The organism is Paenibacillus sp. 19GGS1-52, assembly GCF_022369515.1.
GTDB lineage: Bacteria > Bacillota > Bacilli > Paenibacillales > Paenibacillaceae > Paenibacillus_AQ.
On sequence record NZ_CP059724.1, the window covers coordinates 5063785 to 5082504 of the forward strand.

15 protein-coding genes are annotated in these 18720 nt (G+C 47.5%); 4 read left to right on the forward strand and 11 right to left on the reverse strand.

Annotated elements, in window-relative coordinates:
* Positions 1-98 precede the first annotated feature (98 nt).
* Positions 99-1994: a PrkA family serine protein kinase gene (locus tag H1230_RS23560; RefSeq protein ID WP_239712289.1), complete on the reverse strand. Its 1896-nt coding sequence runs from the start codon at positions 1992-1994 to the stop codon at positions 99-101.
* A gap of 157 nt (positions 1995-2151) precedes the next feature.
* On the opposite strand from H1230_RS23560, the gene H1230_RS23565 reads away from it, so the two are divergent.
* Positions 2152-3012: a DUF2161 family putative PD-(D/E)XK-type phosphodiesterase gene (locus H1230_RS23565; protein WP_239712290.1), complete on the forward strand. Its 861-nt coding sequence runs from the start codon at positions 2152-2154 to the stop codon at positions 3010-3012.
* A 390-nt stretch (positions 3013-3402) separates the two neighbouring features.
* Here H1230_RS23565 and H1230_RS23570 read toward each other — a convergent pair whose 3' ends face one another.
* Both H1230_RS23570 and H1230_RS23575 read right to left on the reverse strand, forming a co-directional pair.
* Positions 3403-4620 carry an aminotransferase-like domain-containing protein gene (locus H1230_RS23570; RefSeq protein ID WP_239712291.1) on the reverse strand — a complete coding sequence of 406 codons (1218 nt, stop codon included), beginning with the start codon at positions 4618-4620 and terminating at the stop codon, positions 3403-3405.
* A gap of 69 nt (positions 4621-4689) precedes the next feature.
* Positions 4690-5346 carry a DNA-binding response regulator gene (locus H1230_RS23575; RefSeq protein WP_239712292.1) on the reverse strand — a complete coding sequence of 219 codons (657 nt, stop codon included), beginning with the start codon at positions 5344-5346 and terminating at the stop codon, positions 4690-4692.
* 285 nt (positions 5347-5631) lie between these two features.
* Here H1230_RS23575 and H1230_RS23580 point away from each other — a divergent pair, with 285 nt between their 5' ends.
* Together H1230_RS23580 and H1230_RS23585 are read left to right on the forward strand one after the other, a co-directional pair.
* The gene (locus H1230_RS23580) at positions 5632-6039 is read left to right on the forward strand and encodes a hypothetical protein (RefSeq protein ID WP_239712293.1); all 408 of its coding nucleotides are present in this window, start codon (positions 5632-5634) and stop codon (positions 6037-6039) included.
* Entirely contained in the window at positions 6036-7103 is a 1068-nt protein-coding gene (locus H1230_RS23585) for a phosphodiester glycosidase family protein (RefSeq protein ID WP_239712294.1), read from the forward strand. Before H1230_RS23580 ends, H1230_RS23585 begins: the two co-directional genes overlap by 4 nt.
* A 336-nt stretch (positions 7104-7439) precedes the next feature.
* On the opposite strand, the gene H1230_RS23590 is transcribed toward H1230_RS23585, so the two are convergent.
* From H1230_RS23590 to H1230_RS23610, 5 genes are all read right to left on the reverse strand, one after another.
* On the reverse strand, positions 7440-7694 hold the full coding sequence (locus H1230_RS23590) for an AbrB/MazE/SpoVT family DNA-binding domain-containing protein (RefSeq protein ID WP_239712295.1): 255 nt from the start codon (positions 7692-7694) through the stop codon (positions 7440-7442).
* A gap of 123 nt (positions 7695-7817) precedes the next feature.
* Entirely contained in the window at positions 7818-8282 is a 465-nt protein-coding gene (gene trmL, locus H1230_RS23595) for a tRNA (uridine(34)/cytosine(34)/5-carboxymethylaminomethyluridine(34)-2'-O)-methyltransferase TrmL (RefSeq protein WP_239712296.1), read from the reverse strand.
* 103 nt (positions 8283-8385) lie between these two features.
* Complete coding sequence (serC, locus tag H1230_RS23600; protein ID WP_239717520.1) at positions 8386-9477, reverse strand: 3-phosphoserine/phosphohydroxythreonine transaminase; 1092 nt, start codon at positions 9475-9477, stop codon at positions 8386-8388.
* A gap of 103 nt (positions 9478-9580) precedes the next feature.
* Entirely contained in the window at positions 9581-10468 is an 888-nt protein-coding gene (locus H1230_RS23605) for a hypothetical protein (RefSeq protein WP_239712297.1), read from the reverse strand.
* Positions 10469-10499: 31 nt separating this feature from the next.
* Positions 10500-13238 carry a GH36-type glycosyl hydrolase domain-containing protein gene (locus tag H1230_RS23610; RefSeq protein ID WP_239712298.1) on the reverse strand — a complete coding sequence of 913 codons (2739 nt, stop codon included), beginning with the start codon at positions 13236-13238 and terminating at the stop codon, positions 10500-10502.
* Positions 13239-13893: 655 nt separating this feature from the next.
* On the opposite strand from H1230_RS23610, the gene H1230_RS23615 reads away from it, so the two are divergent.
* On the forward strand, positions 13894-14253 hold the full coding sequence (locus tag H1230_RS23615) for a YmaF family protein (protein WP_239712299.1): 360 nt from the start codon (positions 13894-13896) through the stop codon (positions 14251-14253).
* A gap of 432 nt (positions 14254-14685) precedes the next feature.
* On the opposite strand, the gene glnA is transcribed toward H1230_RS23615, so the two are convergent.
* The 3 genes from glnA to H1230_RS23630 all read right to left on the reverse strand — a co-directional run bounded on the left by glnA (position 14686) and on the right by H1230_RS23630 (position 18676).
* Positions 14686-16110 (reverse strand): type I glutamate--ammonia ligase, encoded by a 1425-nt coding sequence (gene glnA / locus H1230_RS23620; protein WP_239712300.1) that lies wholly within the window; start codon positions 16108-16110, stop codon positions 14686-14688.
* 283 nt (positions 16111-16393) lie between these two features.
* On the reverse strand, positions 16394-17440 hold the full coding sequence (gene aroF, locus H1230_RS23625; protein ID WP_239712301.1) for a 3-deoxy-7-phosphoheptulonate synthase: 1047 nt from the start codon (positions 17438-17440) through the stop codon (positions 16394-16396).
* 279 nt (positions 17441-17719) lie between these two features.
* Positions 17720-18676, reverse strand: a complete 957-nt coding sequence (locus H1230_RS23630) for a 4-hydroxy-3-methylbut-2-enyl diphosphate reductase (RefSeq protein WP_239712302.1) — start codon at positions 18674-18676, stop codon at positions 17720-17722.
* Between the last annotated feature and the right edge of the window lie 44 nt (positions 18677-18720).

Here is an 18720-nt window from a genome sequence, read left to right on the forward strand (position 1 = left end):
CTATCACTATTGAGACGCTGTTGGATGTCGAAAAGTTGCATTCCTTAAGACAAGAAGAAACGGACCCTTATGGGGTCCGTCTATATCGATACTGTTCATTACCGGTTCAGCAAGCTTCCCACATACTTCAGCAGCTCATTCGCGCAGATTGGGCAGTAGTCATGCCCGTCGATGAGTCTGGCACAGACCTCGTTAATCCGCTTCAGTTGGCTCTCATCCGGTGTTTTGGAGGAGGTAGTGATCTTGACGATATCCTTGAGGTCGGTAAACAGCTTCTTCTCAATCGCTTCGCGCAGCCGGTCGTGATTGTTGTATTCGAACTTTTTCCCTTTACGGGAATAAGCGGAGATACGGATCAGGATCTCTTCGCGGAAAGCCTTCTTGGCATTCTCAGAGATGCCGATCTGCTCTTCAATGGAACGCATCAGCCGCTCATCCGGCTCCATCTCCTCATCGGTCAGCGGGTCACGGATTTTGGACCAGTTGCAGAAGGCTTCGATGTTGTCGAGATAATTCTCGAACAGCGTCTTGGCCGACTCCTCGAAGGAGTAGACGAAGGCCTTTTGCACTTCACTTTTGGCCAAAATATCATACTCCTTGCGGGCAATGGAGATGAAATTCAAATACCGCTCCCGCTCCTCCTTCGTAATGGAAGGATGCTGATCCAGGCCGTCCTTGATCGCTCGCAGCACATCGAGTGCGTTCATGCACTGCAGATCCCCTTTAATCAAGGCGCTGGAAATACGATTGATGACATAACGTGGATCGATGCCGGACATCCCTTCATCCAGATATTCCGTCTGCATCTCCTTGAGATCAGCCTCTTTATAGCCCTCGACCTCTTCACCGTCATACATGCGCAGCTTCTTGATCAGATCCATGCCCTGCTTCTTGCTCTCCTTCAGCCGGGTCAGAATAGAGAAAATCGCCGCAGCACGCAGCGCATGTGGAGCAATATGCACATGATTCATGTCGCTCTGAGCGATCAGCTTTGCGTAGATTTTTTCCTCTTCCGATACTCTCAGGTTGTAGGGTACAGGCATAACAATCATGCGGGATTGGAGGGCTTCATTTTTTTTGTTGGAGATAAAGGATTTATATTCCGTCTCATTCGTATGTGCAATGATAAGCTCATCGGCACTGATCAACGCGAACCGTCCAGCCTTGAAATTCCCCTCTTGGGTCAGTGACAGCAGGTTCCACAGAAATTTCTCATCGCATTTCAACATTTCCTGAAACTCCATCAGGCCACGGTTGGCTTTGTTCAGCTCCCCATCGAAGCGATAGGCACGCGGATCGGATTCAGAACCGAATTCAGTAATGGTTGAGAAATCAATGCTGCCTGTTAGGTCGGCGATATCCTGCGATTTCGGATCAGACGGACTGAAAGTTCCAATACCTACCCGCTCTTCCTCCGACAAAAGCACCCGCACCACCCGCACCTGCTCGATATCGCCCTTGTATTCATTCTTCAGCCGCATCTGGCAGGATGGGCACAGGTTGCCCTCGATGCGCACGCTGAGCTCCTTCTCAATCTCTGGACGCAGCTCCAAGGGAATTAAATGCAGCGGGTCCTCATGCATCGGGCAGCCCTCAATGGCATATACCGCCCCTGCATCCGTGCGCGAATATTGCTCCAGCCCCCGCTTGAGCAGTGTGACCAGTGTGGACTTGCCTCCACTGACGGGTCCCATCAGCAGCAGTATCCGTTTACGTACGTCAAGCCGCCGCGCCGCCGAATGAAAGTACTCCTCCACCAGCTTTTCCACCGCACGATCCAGTCCAAATATCTCTTGTTCAAAAAACTTATACCGCTTGCGTCCGTTTATGTCCTCTACGCCGTGAGACTTAATCATGTCGTACACACGGGAATGAGCCGTTTTGGCGGGAGAAGGATCTTTTCTAAGCAGTTCTATATAGTCCTTGAAGGTTCCACTCCATGCCAAACGATCATTCTCAGCCCGATATGTTGCTATACGCTCAAAAATATCCATGGCTCGCTGCCTCCTCTTGCGCTCCTATTGCCCCAATCGCATTCAAAAGTGTACTACATACCTATGCGGCAAGCTCGGAATAGTTGACCTCTTTTTTGCTGTGCTATAATAGAGAATCATTAAATCCCCAGGAAAAATGGCACGGGAGTGACGAAGGATGGCGGTACGACATGAAACGGAGCTTTATGCTCCTTTGAAGGTTTTTTTTGAGCAGCAGGGGTATGTCATTAAGGGTGAGGTACGCACCTGTGATCTGGTGGGTGTGCGGGAGAACGAGGAGCAGCCACTCATTGTGGAGATGAAAAAATCGTTCAATCTTGCCTTGCTGCTGCAAGGCGTGGAACGGTTGCGCCTAAGCCCCACCGTCTATCTCGCCGTGGAACGCGTCCGGGATAAGAAGGGCGCGGTGAACCAGCGCTGGGGTGAACTCAGCGGGTTATGCCGCCGCCTTGGTCTCGGCCTCATCACCGTGACCTTCTACAAGACCAAGCCGCCGGTGGTCGAGGTTCTCGTCCTTCCGGACGAGACCTTGCCTCTGCAGCGCAGCGGCGGACGGCGGCGCGAGCGGCTGCTGCTGGAGTTCCGTGAGCGCAGCGGCGACTACAACACCGGCGGCAGCACAGGCGTCAAGCTTGTCACCGCCTACCGCGAAAAGGCGCTGCGCGTGGCGCTCTCGCTGCAGGCCGCCGAAGCGGAGGCGCGCTTGGCCGCGCTGCGCCAACAGAACGGCGTGGCGGCAGACCCCGCTGCTCCAGCTGAGGCTGGAGCAGCGGGAAGAGCCGCCGAGCGCAGGGTGGGCCGCACAGCGATGCCCACCAGCAGCACCGCTGGCGTTACGCCGGCTGAGCTGCGCAAGCGCAGCGGGGTGCCGAACGCGGCACTCATGCTGCAGCATAACTACTACGGCTGGTTCTCACGTGTTGCCCGCGGCCGGTACATACTGACAGCCGCAGGAGCAGCCGCGTTGATTGAATATGCGGCCATAGCGGAGACCAGCGCCGCACGCAGTGAGCAATGATTTCATCCTCTCCTCTAAGCCACCAGAGAGGCCAGATAAGACAAACAGCAAGCTTCCCATTGATTCGGAAGCTTGCTGTTTGTCTCCTTTGCATTTCTAAAAAATGACTTAAGACCAAAATAGTGGTTGGTTAATAAATTCGATCGAACACACAACGAGGCTGTTTTACTTTTCTCCTCTGTTCGGCGGACTGTACAGACGCTATTTCACTTTCGAGCGGGTATACTGAGCATGATGCGGACACAGCAGACACTATTGAAGCAGAAACAGTTCCTTTTGCGAGGAAAGCTGGTTGATAACGTCTCTGGAGTCCGTCAAACTCCCAAATCTCCTGATTTCTAGCAAATAAGCGCTTCTCAGTCCGGTTTCCGGCTTACGCTCTCTTTCCCTTCAACTGCGTGCAGTGAATTCAGTAACCGCCTCGCTCATCAAATTCATGCCCAACAGCAGCTCATCCCGGCCGGGATGACTGAAATTAAGACGAATGTAATTCGCTCCACCGTCCACGCTGCATAAAGGTCCTGGTAAAAAAGCGACTCCTTTACCCAGTGCACATTTTAGCAACGCCAGTGCATCAAGACCCTCTGGCAGCGAAACCCAGAGGAACATGCCACCATCTGGCATGTCGTAGGAGCTGTTCTTCCACGCAGGACGTTTAAGCAGCTCCGCCATCAGTTTCAGCCGCGTATTATATTCGCGGTTTAAGAGGGCGATATGCTCACGCAGATCGAAGGCAGAAACGTCCAGCAAATGATGCAGCAGCCGCTGATTGAGTGAGCTCGACTGCCAATCCGCCATCTGCTTGGCGGCAGTCATCATGCCAATCAGTTCCTGACTGCCTGCCGCCCAGCCCGTCCGCAGCGCAGGCGCGACTGTTTTGCTGAAAGAGCCGATATATAGCACATGCCCACCAGAGCTTACATTTTCCAGCGCATACAGGGAGGGGTACCTTTTGCCTGGTTGCTCGCCATGTCTCTGGAAATGCAGATCGCCGTAGGAGTCGTCTTCCACAATCAGAACGTTATACGAGGTACACAGCTCCAGCACTTCCTTACGCCTCTGCAGGCTCCAGAGAATGCCGCTTGGATTCGTAAAGCTCGGCGTAGCGAACAGCATCTTCGGCCGATGCTGCTGAATCTGCCTGCGCAAATGATCCGGCAGCAGCCCTTCGCGATCGCCCTGCACCGGGATAATTACAGCCCCTTGCATCCGGAGTGCTTGCAGAAAGCCAGGAGAGGTTGGATTCTCCACCAGCACACGATCTCCAGGGTCAATATACACTCGTGACAGCAAATCAACCGCCTGCTGACTCCCTGTTGTCAGCAGAACTCCACCCTCAGTAACCTTTACCCCTTTAGCTGTGAGCCAGTCCCCGGTAAGCCAGTCCCGCAGCGGTGCATACCCTTCAGGATCTCCATATTGGAGAGCCCCGGCATCGGCGGATATCACTGTAGATGCTGCTTCCGCAAGCAGTGACAATGGAAACAGTTCTTCCGCGGGCAGTTCTTCAGCCAACGATATCAATGAGCCCCTCCGCATTTGCGTACGAATACTAAGCAGCGGTGAAGATAAAAGCGTATGTGCGCGAGCAGAAAACTCATATTTCATGCGAAATCCCCCTTTCCCTGGTACCAAGAATATTCCAGTCCGAACAGCATTATGTCGTAAGTCAGAGGGCTAGGCGTAGATTTTCCTATTTTGTCTGGAATATAGAGCAAACTTCTCAATGGCTTGCGCTCTCGTCGAAACGTCAAGCTTTACATAGATCTTTCGCAAATAATTATCGATGGAACGACGACTCACTTCTATTTCAAGTGCGATCTTGTCATAGGTAATACCTTGTACAATTCGCTCCATAATAAACGTCTCTATCTGAGTCATCTTCAGAATACCATCCAATCCTTTAGAGGAGGTAATTGGCCAGTAGCCCTTTTCCAGCCAATTCAGTGGCAGCGACAGGAAACCCTCGCGCAAACCCTGGATCAGCTGCAGCAATTGGCTGGGTGAAGCACCCTTATACAGGATGCCGCTGGCCCCGAGCTCAATTAGCGGCTGAAGCAGCTCCCGACCATCCTCATTGGTCATGACGACAAAATGAGAGATTGGCGAACTTTTTTTCATATCGAATAGCACATTCTCTACCGTACCTTCGGGTAAAGAGTAGTCTGCCAGCACTAGATCCGGTTGCCTATCCCGTACGTTGGAAGCGCCTTCGCCCCATGTGGAATACATCCCCACTACTTCAAGCTCCCCCCCTTCCTCCAAAATCAATTTTGTTCCCAGCATGCTCGTAGGATGACATCCCACTATGACCACCTGCCACACCTTCATCATTAACGCCAAGACCTCCTGCTATTTATGTAGTTTACCCAGAATGGAAAGCGCCGCAGCGTTTTTCGGTTAAAACGCATGCAAGGATGTATGATGTCTTGTCCAATTCATTCTTTCTGTTACCTTGAATACGCCTATCAGATATTCCCATCTATAGAAATTGTATCGCAGTAGTTTAATAGGATGCAATTACTTTTTCCCGTTTTTGAGCTCTCTTTCATTTTTGCGAAAATAGTTAAAGTCTGATAGAATGAGGACTTGAAAAAAAGAATAACCTGAGGTGATAAAATGCAACCGCTAGCGGAATCGACACCGGTACACTCGCGCCGTACTACAGCGAGACACGGACCTTCCGTAAAATGGTTTTTACTGTTCTGGGTTATGATGATTGGATTTGGAATTTATGCTGTATACAGCTATACCAACCATCTGAAGCAGCAGGTGCTGAGCGAGCTTAGCACTCAAAGCCAACAGCAACTTACCGTTTTGAAGTCTGATTATGAAGCGAAAATTTCCGTGCTCTCTAGTGAAGTGAAGGATTTGCAGGATACGGTGCAGAGCTTTAATGAACTGCTAACCTTCACTAAAGATAATGCAAGCGCCAAGACAGACAACAGCAACAAACTCTATACCCAATTAAGCGAAGTTCGCAAGCAACTGGATGTCCTGAAGAAAAAAATGGATCTGCTCAAATGATGACCCCAGTCCAAAGAGTCAACCGTTTCTTCCTGCTCCTAACCGCTCCCTTCTTCGGCTTATTATTATGTCTATGGTGGTATCAGCCGCCGCTGCAGCTGAATCTTGATGTAGGACAGTTCTCCCCTATTGATGGACCTGTTCAGGAAACGGCTGTACTTCAGAAGGAACTGACTCTGGCCCAAAAAGCGGCTTCTTATACCATCGATTCTGTAAGTGCCAGCGCCAAGCTTTATAAAGAAACTACTACTGCAATGAATGCATTGGTAAGTACAGCCAAAGCCCAGAATAGCCGACCGGAACGAATCTATAACAACCGGATTACGGCCAAGCTCGGGATTCCATCCGAAGTCATTAGCAGCGATCGTATCACAATAGAACTATACCGGCTGAATCCCGGAAACTATAAAGCCTATGCACTAAAGATCAAGTTAAAAGATGCGACTGCGATGACAATGAGCCTTGCCGAGTCAAGCTCCGGTGGAGCTGAGACTACGATGCAGGCTGTAAATCGTTATGGAGCTGTCGCCGGAATTAACGCCGGAGGGTTTGCGGACAAAGCAGGCCAACGTTACCCACTGAGCACCACTGTTGTTGGAGGCCAGTATTTGAACGGGTTTCAGCCAAGCTACAAGGATCTCAGCTTTGTGGGTCTTAACAAAGCGGGTCAATTAATCGGTGGCAAATTCTACAGTCGAACACAGCTGGATCAACTTGAACCGAAATTCGGTGCTACCTTTGTGCCTGTTCTGTTGCAGAATAATAGTAAGGTGCCTATACCGGAGAAATGGAATTTGACTCCACTGCGTGCACCACGCACCGTAATGGGTAAATACAAAGATGATCAACTGTTAGTTCTAGTAGCGGATGGCTACAATGAATACGGCAGCTCAGGAGCGACCTTGAAGGAGATTCAAGACAAACTGTACACCATGGGTGTAAGCGATGCTTATAATCTGGATGGTGGCGGCTCTTCGTCCCTGATTTTTAACGGAAAAGTAATTAATAAGCCATCCGATGGCAATCTTCGGCGCGTACCTACCAACTTCCTATTCTCCGAATGATTATCCAGTGCTGTCTATGCGTTACATCACATTTTCGTATATTTTTAAGGGGACGCAGGTTATAATCATGATAACGAATACATCCATTTCTGGAGGTGCCTAACATGACGTTCTCATTGACCTTTTGGATCGTTACCTTTGTATTTGTATTATTTCTGGCCGGGATCCTTACCTCATCTTACAATGATGACAAGACTAAGGGCCTTTAAGACTAAGATGTCCCTGTAACCATATGGTTGCAGGGCCTTTTTGGCTTAGTATAAGAAAAAGCACCACACATCAGTGCGGCGCTCTTTCATCATTAGCTAAACATTACTTCGGGCAAACCTATAGAGCTTAGGCGTGTCTTGGCAGCTGTGTCATTTCAGTAAGGCATTGTGAACAAATAAAACGATCTTTATAGTCACTTACACCCTCCATTGATCCACAAAAGACACATTTGGGGCGGTAACGCTCTAAGATGATATGGTCGCCCTGCACCAAAATTTCAACCGGGTCGCCTTCATTCATTTGATACCTTTTACGTAGGGACTTAGGCAGAACAATTCTACCCAGCTGATCTACTTTACGGACAACACCAGCAGGTTTCATATCTAACGTACACCTCTCCTGTTCAACTAATTATATTAACTACTACTTTATTCGGCTCTAATCATTAATTTCGTTATTAAATTGTCGAATCCTGCTGAGAAAAATAAAAAATTTTGTCTTCTTTTAGACAAGTTCCGGAAAATCCAGTTGACGAAGCGCCTCATAGACGATTATCGCTGCTGAATTTGACAAATTTAGGGATCTAACCGCATTACTCATAGGTAAGCGCATGGTTGTTTCCTTACCAGCTTCCAAGATTTCTGCTGGCAAACCCTTTGTTTCCTTGCCGAATACAAAGAAATCACCATCCTGAAAGGTGAAATCACAATAACGTTTCTCCGCTTTGGTCGTTGCATAGAAAAAACGTCCTTCGCTATATTTCTCTTGTACCTCAGCGAAAGAGTTATGGTATTCAATGTGGACGGCATGCCAATAATCCAGTCCCGCCCGTTTCAAAGCTGCATCATCTGTACGGAAGCCAAGCGGATGCACCAAATGTAGATGTATGCCTGTTGCTGCGCAGGTACGGGAGATATTGCCGGTGTTCGCCGGGATTTCCGGTTCGACCAACACGATGTGAAGTGCCATATGTCGATGTTCCTCTCTGTGGGCCTTAACTGCCCGGTAATTGAACCAGTATTATAACACAGAAAACCCTCCGCCCTTAGGCGGAAGGTTATCAATAGTTTCATTAACCTTGTGTTTTTTGGAAATGGTTCATGAAGTCGGACAGTGCTTTAACGCTCTCATACGGTACCGCATTGTAGATCGAAGCCCGTAAGCCCCCAACACTGCGGTGACCTTTAAGACCGATAAAACCTTCCAGTTCAGCAGCCTTGACGAACTGCTTCTCTAGATCTTCCGATTGCATCCGGAAGGTTACATTCATTATGGAGCGGCTGCTTGACTCAGCAACGCCACGGAAGAAGCCGTCGCTTCCATCGATGTGATTATACAGCAGACCCGCTTTATCGCGATTCTTAGCTTCAATCCCAGCAAGTCCGCCCTGCTCTTCGATCCATTTCAACACTTCATTTACCATATATATAGAGTAGGATGGTGGCGTGTTGTAGAGAGAATTATTTTTGTAATGGGTATCGTAGCGAAGAATCGTCGGAACAGTAGAAGGCGATTCAGCGATCAGTTCTTCCTTAGCGATCACTACTGTTACACCGGAAGGTCCGAGATTCTTTTGTGCACCCGCATAGATCAATCCAAATTTATTCACATCAAAAGAACGGCTCAGAATGTCACTGGACATATCAGCGATCAGCGGAATGGAGCCGGAATCCGGGAATTCCGCATATTGTGTTCCTTCGATAGTTTCATTGGACGTAACATGCAGATATGCGGCATTGTCCGCAGCAGTGATAGTGCTTAGTTCGGGTATAGCAAGAAACTTCTTATCTGCTGAAGAAGCGGCTACATGAGCGCCTCCAGCCAACTTAGCTTCTTTGAATGCTTTATCCGCCCAACTGCCTGTCATCACATAGCTACCTACCTGGCCAGCAGAAATGAAATTCATCGGGATCATGGCGAACTGTGTACTTGCCCCACCTTGCATGAACAATACCTTATAGCCCTTCGGATTGCCTAAGAGTGAAAGCAGACGTTCCTGTGCTTCATTATGCACGGATTCGTATATTGCACCGCGGTGCGACATCTCCATAATGGACATTCCGCTACCTCGAAAATCAACGAACTCTGCTTGTGCACGTTCCAATACTTCAAGCGGCAACGCCGCTGGACCGGCATTAAAATTGTATGCTCTCTTACTCAAAATTGCTCCCCACCCTTTCTCTCCTGTGAATATGGATATGGATATGATAGCAATAATCTTACACACCAGCAAGTATAATTATTCACATAGGAGGTAAGATCGGAGCTTATGAAGTAGTGAAAAATTGATAGGTTCGGCTCCAGCGCTTGCTTTGACGCGGTAAAAGGCTGATGTTCACAAATACTTCTGGAGAAATAACATGTTTCTCTCCCCATAAAGCTATTTTGGATACCAAGAAATCTCCGCTTTCACGTACGCCTGTGCCGCTCGGCTTATGAAGCAGCTCCCAATTGAAGTCTGCAGTCCGCTCTTGCTCCACTTCCAGCTTGCAATAAAAGGGCTTATCCGGCTCTACCTTGAAGCTTAGGCTATCTTCTGATAACTGCAACAGCTCCGTTGTATACGACGATTCTGCATCTGTTATACTAAGCGATCCCGGAAGCCGCAGCTCGTAATCCTTGCCAATCTGCACTCCGTCGATTCCAATAAAGTTATGCACATACTCCTCGGTCTGGAACGGCTTCGAGCCTTTATTATACAGCTCATAGGAAATCGTCAGTTTGTCCTCGTGCAAAGATAAAGTTTTGTTCAAAAGCAAACTGTACCCTTGAACCTCCATCGGCTGAACTGTGTAAGTTATGGACTGAGGGCGAACTTCGCAACTGCTGATAAACGGATTAATCGTATATTCATGAGCAAAGAAATAGGGGCGATCATCCTCCTTCTGCAGCAGCCCCACACCTGGCTTCGGAAACCATTCTCCTACAGAGGCATCATCGTAACCAATTGCCCGGGAAATGCCGAACTCATTGCATAATCCGCTGCCACCGCTGCCTTCTCCGGGGTTCAGACTTTCCGGCACACAGAAAGTATGCTGACCCCGCTCCAGAGTTACCTGCGTAATAAATCCTGTCCAGTCAAAGCGGGCTCTATTATAGGCCCCAATATCGGCAATACTGACTGTTAGAATCCCATTTGACAGAGTGGTACTCATCTATTGACGCCTCCTTCCAGTATAATAACTGTTATGCCAATTCTACTTGCACAAGGTGGGATTTCCCGGCCGGCAGAGCGCTCAGTAGCTCTCTTGGAATAAGAACCCCTTCTGAGACGCGCTGAAGCGTCACCTTGCTGCCATTCAGAGTAACCGAGTGTATTTGGTACTCTCCGTAAACAGAGCTTCCTGTGGACGTATAGACCACTTCCAGCTCACGTTCTGCAAAGATCGTCTTTATCGAGGCTTTGCCTTCTGCGTCGAACTGCTCTTTGACCAGCTTCGGTTCCAGGAGCAGATCGCCTAACCGGCCTTTAACACCAAATACCTCTGTGACCATAGTAAGCAGGAGCCAGCTTGCCGAGCCTGTCAGATACGTATACATCCCTCTGCCCTGCTCATTGATATATTCGGGAATGCCCGGATACATGCGGCTAGTCTCAAAATCAGCACTCAGATTGTACAGTGACTCCAACACCTTGCGCCCTTCGTTTACATAGCCACGTTTATATAGAGCATTTCCATACATAATAGTCATATGGCTGAACATCGCACCGTTCTCTTTATGGCCAAAAGCAAAGCCAAAGGCGCGACCTAAATTCTGCTGTATGCCTCCGAAACGGGTATTGAGTCTGTAGCCTATTCTATCATCCAACAGATTACGGTCCACTGCTGCGATGATATGTGGAATCTGTTCCGGTGCTGCGGCATGACCCAGAAGTGGAAATACCTGACCCGTAAGCGTCATACGAACGCCTTCTGTGAATTCGCCCTCAACCTGCTCTCCATCGTTATTATAATAGCCATTAAACCAGCCGTCACCCTGTTCACTTTGCACCCATTCATTACGGCGTAAATGCTCGAAGATCCACTCCGCTTTACGTTCCAGATCATCAGCAACCTCATCCATGCCAAGAACAACCCGGATACCGCTAACCTTGTTCGGTGCGGCTGCATAGAAGCGGTTCAGCTGTTCCTGCTTAGCGGATACGGAATTATAATCAACACTCATGCCAAGAGAATCAAACAGTTGCAGCATTTCCTCTGCCAGTTCAAGCGTTTCATAGCCTTTAAGTTCTTTAACCGTGCGAAGTAACCGTGAAATATCAAGTAGATTGCTAGCGTAGAAGGATGTGAAGGTTACACTTTCACCTCGGTCTGCCGCCATATCCAGCCCGTCATTCCAGTCGGCACCCTCAAGCAGAATATTGTTATGCTCACCCACATTGAAGAATGGTATCAGATTCTGCAGCAGAATATGCTCCAGAATGGTTCCTTTGTATACTTCTCCGGCACTGGTTCTGAGATAAGGGCCTGCGGCTTCATTCCAGGAAGTGTCACGCTCCTTGCAACGGCTCATAAAGCTATCGCGGAAATAGCACTGCTCCTGCAGCAGGAACTCCAGATCGCCGCTCTGATCCAGGTAAAGCTTCGTCGTCAAAAATGGCCATGCTCCGTGATCCATCCATACACGTGGAATATTGTTGCGGTCGGCAATGAACTCACCTGGCTCTTGGCCAATGATTGTTGCGTTACTCCCGTCAAATCTTACACCCGCATAATTATTTAGCAAAAGGCTGCGCACTTCTGCCGGTTCCATAATAAGCAGTGCCAGACAATCCTGCCACAGATCCCGCCAGCCGCGTCCACCCCGGCCATAATCGTGATAAGGAAGGAACGAGTTGCCATACAGCCTTCTAAGCACTGGCTGCAGTGTCACCCATTTCATCCATTGATCTGCCGACGGGTCGCCGGTATGAAATTCAACTGTATTTACTTTGTCCGCCCAGAGTGCTTTATTCTCCGCTAATAAAAGCTCAAACGCTGCCGTATTGCCATATTTGTTCATCAGTGCAGCAACATCTATTCTTTGGCTGTCCATCGCCAGCACAATTACATAAGAAATACTGGCACCAGGCTGTAAGGTGATCGTTCGGAAACGAATACCGCCAAGTGCCTCGTATCCTTCTCTATGCATTCCGCCACCCTTGCCGGACTCCGGCGCTCTGTTCAGCACTACAGCTTCAGGCCAATCCAGGCTTCCGCCTTCCCCAATAAAATCCTCCTGTACCGGAAAAAAACCAAGGGGTTCATTACCGCTGCCTTCAGCTCCAAATACCCCATAAGAGGTATGATTAATCCTGTGCCCCCGCTCATCAAAGGAAAGTGCAGGCTGTACCTCCACGCCATGCGCTGAAGTATAGATCCGGTTCAGTAGTGATGTAACATGGCGGTGATCCCGCAAATCGTCGGCCGAACGGGCAAAGAGAGGAACGGCTGCTGTCGGTGTTAGGGTGAGTTCCTCTCCACCTGTGTTCGTTAGAGTAACCCTCATCAACTCGACCTTATCGTTTCCAACGGGTACGTAGCTGGTTATTTCTGCAGTAATCCCAAAGTCAGCACTGCTGCGAGTCACCTTATGCCACAGAAATCCGGCCTCAAGCATCGCATCATCCGCACTATCCGTATAGAAATCAGCATTTTGCTTGGCCGAGTTTCCAGCAGCCGACCATGCTCCCTTTCCCTCAATGTACACCCAAAAATTGCGGGAAGCGCGGGAATTATGCAAATCCTCCACCGACAACGGCGGAGTCAGAAACGTATTATGTCCAGAAGCGGCCTGGCCATGAAGCTTAGGGCTGACTGAGGACATCATCCCTCCTTCATTCACTAGTGGAAAATACAAATAGCTGTTGCGGTCCGGCTGCGGTAGCTTGAAATCCCCGTTCGTACCAGTAAAACTCCATGTTTGTTTATTAGTTTGATCCATAACACTCTCCCTCTCCTGTTTACAATCTAAATCGCAGATAATACTAATGTTTCGGAACTTTTCGTTAAAAAGAGGCTAACCCTTTACGAAACACGTTAATAATTCTAATTAAAGATAATATTTAGTCCTAATTACAGAAACCGGTTTCGTTAATTTTAATTATTACATCGATATTTATCTTTGTAAAGTGTCTTTTGCGTATAGTTTCAGAAGAAAACCGGCTAAAATATTCACTTTCATAACCCTTTTTTTGAAATCCATTCATCTAACAATTTATTCAGTGAAAATAATTAAATCAACGAAAATAATTTCGGTAATTTAATTGTTACTCCGTTCACATCATTTTCATTGCCTCCAGCTGCTTCATTCCATCACTTTTTCAAGAGAATCCTCTATGAAGGGAGGGTGATATTACCTAATCTATCGAACATTTTCGATTTATGTAAAGATTTAATTATTTAATAATTCCAAATCACTAATAATTATTAAATGTTTCGGATACAGATCCTTCAAAAAGATAGATAGATTTGAGCGATTTCCGAATAACTCCTTACAAACAGGCCATTATCCCTTACTGGACAAAGATCAAGATACTTATACTGACGTTGTAGCCAGTAGCTCCGCATGCCCATTTGTTTAGGAAGGGACTGTTTATATGATCAATAGAAACCTTAAGCTGAACAGCAAAGGGAAACTCAGACAACCACAGACACACCTGCATGAATTTGAAGGTAGCACTAAATTAGCGGAACAAGGTGCCGATCGTCACAATCACCGTTTTGCAGGGGTTACCGGGCAAGTCATTCCATCCGGGAGAAGTCATGTACATGAAATCGACCTTACGCACACCGATTTCCTAAACCATTTTCATAATCTAAAAAGAATTAGAACTGGACCAGCAATTCCGGTTGGAAATGGTAAGCATGTCCACTTCGTCGCTGGTAGCACAACATTGAATGATGGCCATAAGCATCAATTCAATTTCGCAACATTGATTCAACAACCTCTAGTGTGATCGTTCCAGGGTATAAACCATCCTATTGAAGGCAGCCGTTATTATCGGCTGCTTTTTCCTCGCTAACAGACAAAATAGTTGGTAAACAACTTGCTTTTAGTAGCTTATCCCTTTGCACAAACACTCTTCCAAATAGGCCCATCCATAGATTCCCCGATCTCTTTCCCAATACTGGAACTGCAGCATATGCTGAGAGGACTGTGAAGCCTCTGTGAGGAGCTTGTAGGTCCACTTTGAATAAGTACCACTGCGCCGCTGTGAAGGCATAGGCGTAGCGTTAAGCCCTTCTGACGCTCATTTGATTACTCGTCTTCTTTCTCCATCCTCTTTAGCCCCCGTTCCCTCTGTTTTCCGTTCTTGAAATAACAAAAAGCCCCCAGGTTAAATCCTGAGGGCTTCATTATGAAGATAATTTTTATTTAGGCAGCAATCTTATACATCAAAATACAGGGAGTATTCATGTGGATGAACACGAATGGCAACCTCTTGAGCTTCGGAACGTTTCAGTGCAACATAGTTAGCAATAAAGTCTTCAGTGAACACGTCGCCTTCTAACAGGAAACCGTGGTCAGCTTCCAAAGAGTCAAGGGCTTCGTCCAAAGTTCCTGGAACGCTGCGGATCTTCTCTTTGTCTGCGTCGGACAATTCATAAATATTCTTGTCATAAGGACCATAACCCAATTCTTCAGGGTTCATCTTGTTCTTGATACCATCCAGACCAGCCATCAGCATTGCCGAGAATGCCAGGTAAGGGTTAGCTGTGGAGTCAGGTGTGCGGAATTCGATACGACAACCTTTAGGTGTCACAGCCGCAACTGGGATACGAACTGCAGCAGAACGGTTACCTTTGGAGTAAACCAAGTTAACTGGTGCTTCATAACCAGGAACCAGACGTTTGAACGAGTTGGTACTTGGGTTAGTCAAGGCAATCAATGCTGGAGCATGATATAGGATACCGCCGATGTAATGCAAAGCCATTTCGCTCAGGTTAGCATAAGCGCCTTTTTCATAGAACAAAGGCTCATCGCCATTAAAGATCGATTGATGTACATGCATTCCGCTACCGTTATCGCCGAACAGTGGTTTTGGCATGAATGTTGCTACTTTGCCGTACTGGCGTGCAGTGTTTTGTACAATGTATTTGTAAGTAAGAAGGTTATCTGCTGTTTTCTTCAGGGTATCAAACCGGAAGTTGATTTCTGCCTGACCAGCAGTTGCTACTTCATGATGATGACGTTCAATGCGCAGTCCCGCTTCAGCAAGCAAACGACACATTTCACTGCGAATATCCTGTTGGGAATCCACCGGTGCTACAGGAACATAGCCACCCTTAACGCCAACTTTAAATGCAAGGTTGCCGCCTTCGTCTTTACGATTAGTGTTCCATACAGCTTCTTCGGAATCCACGAAGTATGAAGAACTATTCATTCCGCTCTCGTAACGCACATCGTCAAAGATAAAGAACTCAGACTCAGGTGCGAAGAATGCTGCTGTTCCCACTCCGCTTGCTTGCAGGAACTCTTCGGCTTTTACTGCGATACCGCGAGGATCGCGCTCGTAACGTTCGCCATCAGGAGTGAAAATGTCGCACATGATGTTGAGTGTTGGGTGAGCTGTAAAAGGATCGATGTATGTAGTACTTGGATCCGGCATCATAACCATGTCGGATTCTTCAATCCCACGAAAACCTGTAATGGAAGATCCGTCAAAAGCTACACCATTTACAAATGTCTCTTCTTCTACTTCAGTAGCAGGCAAGGAAATGTGGTGAGCACGTCCACCTAAATCTACAAAACGAAAATCAACCCACTCGATATTGTTCTCTTTAATCGTTTGCAACACTTTTTCAACCGACATGAATTTTTCCTCCCCGAATTCCGAACATTAGGCCGTTCACAGTATGCAAATGTTCTTGTTTTAATTTTTTTTGCTGTCGTCATTATAAATCTCAAACCTAACATCGTCAATGCTTATGTCAGGTATTTCTTATTCCAATGTAAGTTATTCTGACGCTTTGGTGAAATTTATTTGATTAGGTTGTCCACCTATCATCCTTTGCTTGTCCAATAACACAAAAGGCCCCCTTTCCCTGCCCTTAAGCGGGAAAAGGGGACCTAGTAAGCATAACTAGTGTCAGGAATTAGACTACTGAAACAGCCTCAGGCGAATTGGAGAACTTACGTCCAACGAGCGGAGCAAGCTTCTCGAGATCTCTCAGCAGAGCGTCGAACTGATCAGGGAATAAGGATTGAACACCATCGCCTGTCATGGAATTATCGGGATCTGTGTGCATCTCAATAATGAGTCCATTTGCCCCAGCAGCAACCGAAGCTTTGGACATCGGAGCAACCAGTTCACGACGTCCGGTGCCATGACTCGGGTCGGAAATAACCGGAAGGTGACTCAGACTCTGCAGTACAGGAATTGCAGTCAGATCCAACGTGTTACGTGTGTAAGTCTCAAAGGTGCGGATACCGCGCTCACAGAGCATTACATCACGGTTTCCTCCTGCAAGAATGTACTCAGCTGCATTCAGCAGTTCATCATAGGTGGCGCTGAAGCCGCGTTTAAGGAGCACTGGACGACCACAAGTGCCCAGTTTACGCAACAAATCAAAGTTCTGCATATTGCGTGTGCCTACTTGCAGAATATCAGCATGCTCAGCACAGATATCAACGTACTCTGGTGTCATAACTTCAGTAATGGTCAGGAGTCCATGGCGTTTTCCGGCTTCTGCCATCATAGTCAGACCTTCAACACCGACTCCTTGGAAGCTATAAGGACCCGTCCGGGGTTTAAAGGCACCTCCGCGCAGTACTTGAGCGCCAGAAGCTTTGACAAGGCGGGCAATTTCATTAATTTGCTCCGGAGATTCAACGGCACAAGGGCCACCCATAATAACGAGATTCTCGCCACCGATCTTCACGCCGCGAATATCAATGACCGTATCCTCTGGATGGAAATCACGACTGGCCAGCTTGTAAGATTTGGAGATCTTGACGACATTCTGCACACCCTTCATTTGCCGCAGATGTTCAGCAAGCTTGGGAGTAACGCCTCCTACCAGACCAATAACTGTATGATCTGCGCCGCGGGAAAGGTGGACCTGCAAGCCTTCTCTTTCGATCACAGCAATAATATCCTGAACCTGTTCTTCTGGTGTTTGATTAGATGTAATAACGATCATAATTATTAGCTCCTCTTCTATACTGTAATTTTGTGTGATTAAATTAATAGTTAATCATTTGTGATGTCACGTTTATGCTTTTAAGCTTTCATGCTTTTAATCGCTAAAGTAATTTTACCTTAAAAAAGACAATTCGTCAATCTGTTTTCACTAAACGTCACAGATTTCACACTTTATTGTAACGAGTCCTTACATTCAACAAAAGAGTACACAAGCTCCGTCTTAACGGAATTTGTGTACTCTTTTCAAATAATATAAGTCCGTAGTCAGAAATTAGCATTACGTAGTGCTGGCGCTCTTAGTCTTAACCTGCGGAAGCAGCTTTGCCATATTCACGGTACGCTTGATTTCCCATGTTTCAGGAACGGCAGGATCGTATTGCTCCAGATAATTGATGACTTCCTTCGTAATCGGTGTAGGCGTAGAAGCACCAGAGGTTACTCCTACGATATTGACACCCTGCAGCCACTCCGTCTTAAGTTCAGACAAATCTGATATACGGTAAGCCGTTACACCGGCAATCTCTTCTGACACCTGGGCAAGGCGATTAGAGTTATTGCTGCGCGGATCACCCACCACAATAACCAGATCCGTCTGACCCGCCTGCTCAGCCACGGCCTCTTGACGCACCTGCGTAGCCATGCAAATCTCATTATGCACTTCTGCACCAGGAAAGGTCACAAGCAGCTTTTTCATAATATGCTTAATATCCCATTGGCTCATTGTAGTCTGATTCGTAATTACAATTCGTGAGGAAGGAATCGTTAACGTTGCGATCTCTTCTTCCTTCTCAATCAGATGCACATGCTCCGGCGAAATGCCAACGGCGCCCTCCGGCTCCGGGTGACCTTTCTTACCGATATAGATGACTTCATAACCATCATCAACCTTTTCCTGAATAAGATCATGTGTCTTCGTTACATCAGGACAGGTAGCATCTACAGTCGTCAGCCCTTTAGCCCGGGCCATCTTACGAACCTCCGGAGAGACTCCGTGCGCCGTGAATATGATGGTGCCGCTATCTACTTTATCCAGTATATCAAGACGGTTGTTTCCGTCCAATGTAATGATGCCATCGTCCTCGAACGAGTTGGTAACATGACTATTATGAACAATCATGCCCAATATATAAATAGGCCGGGGAAGATCGAGATTTTGCGCGGCCTGCCGTGCCATTACCATGGCATCAACAACACCGTAGCAATAGCCCCGGGGAGAAATTTTGATAACTTCCATGACTTCACCAACTTTCTGCTCATCGTTAACTGCTGTAATATATG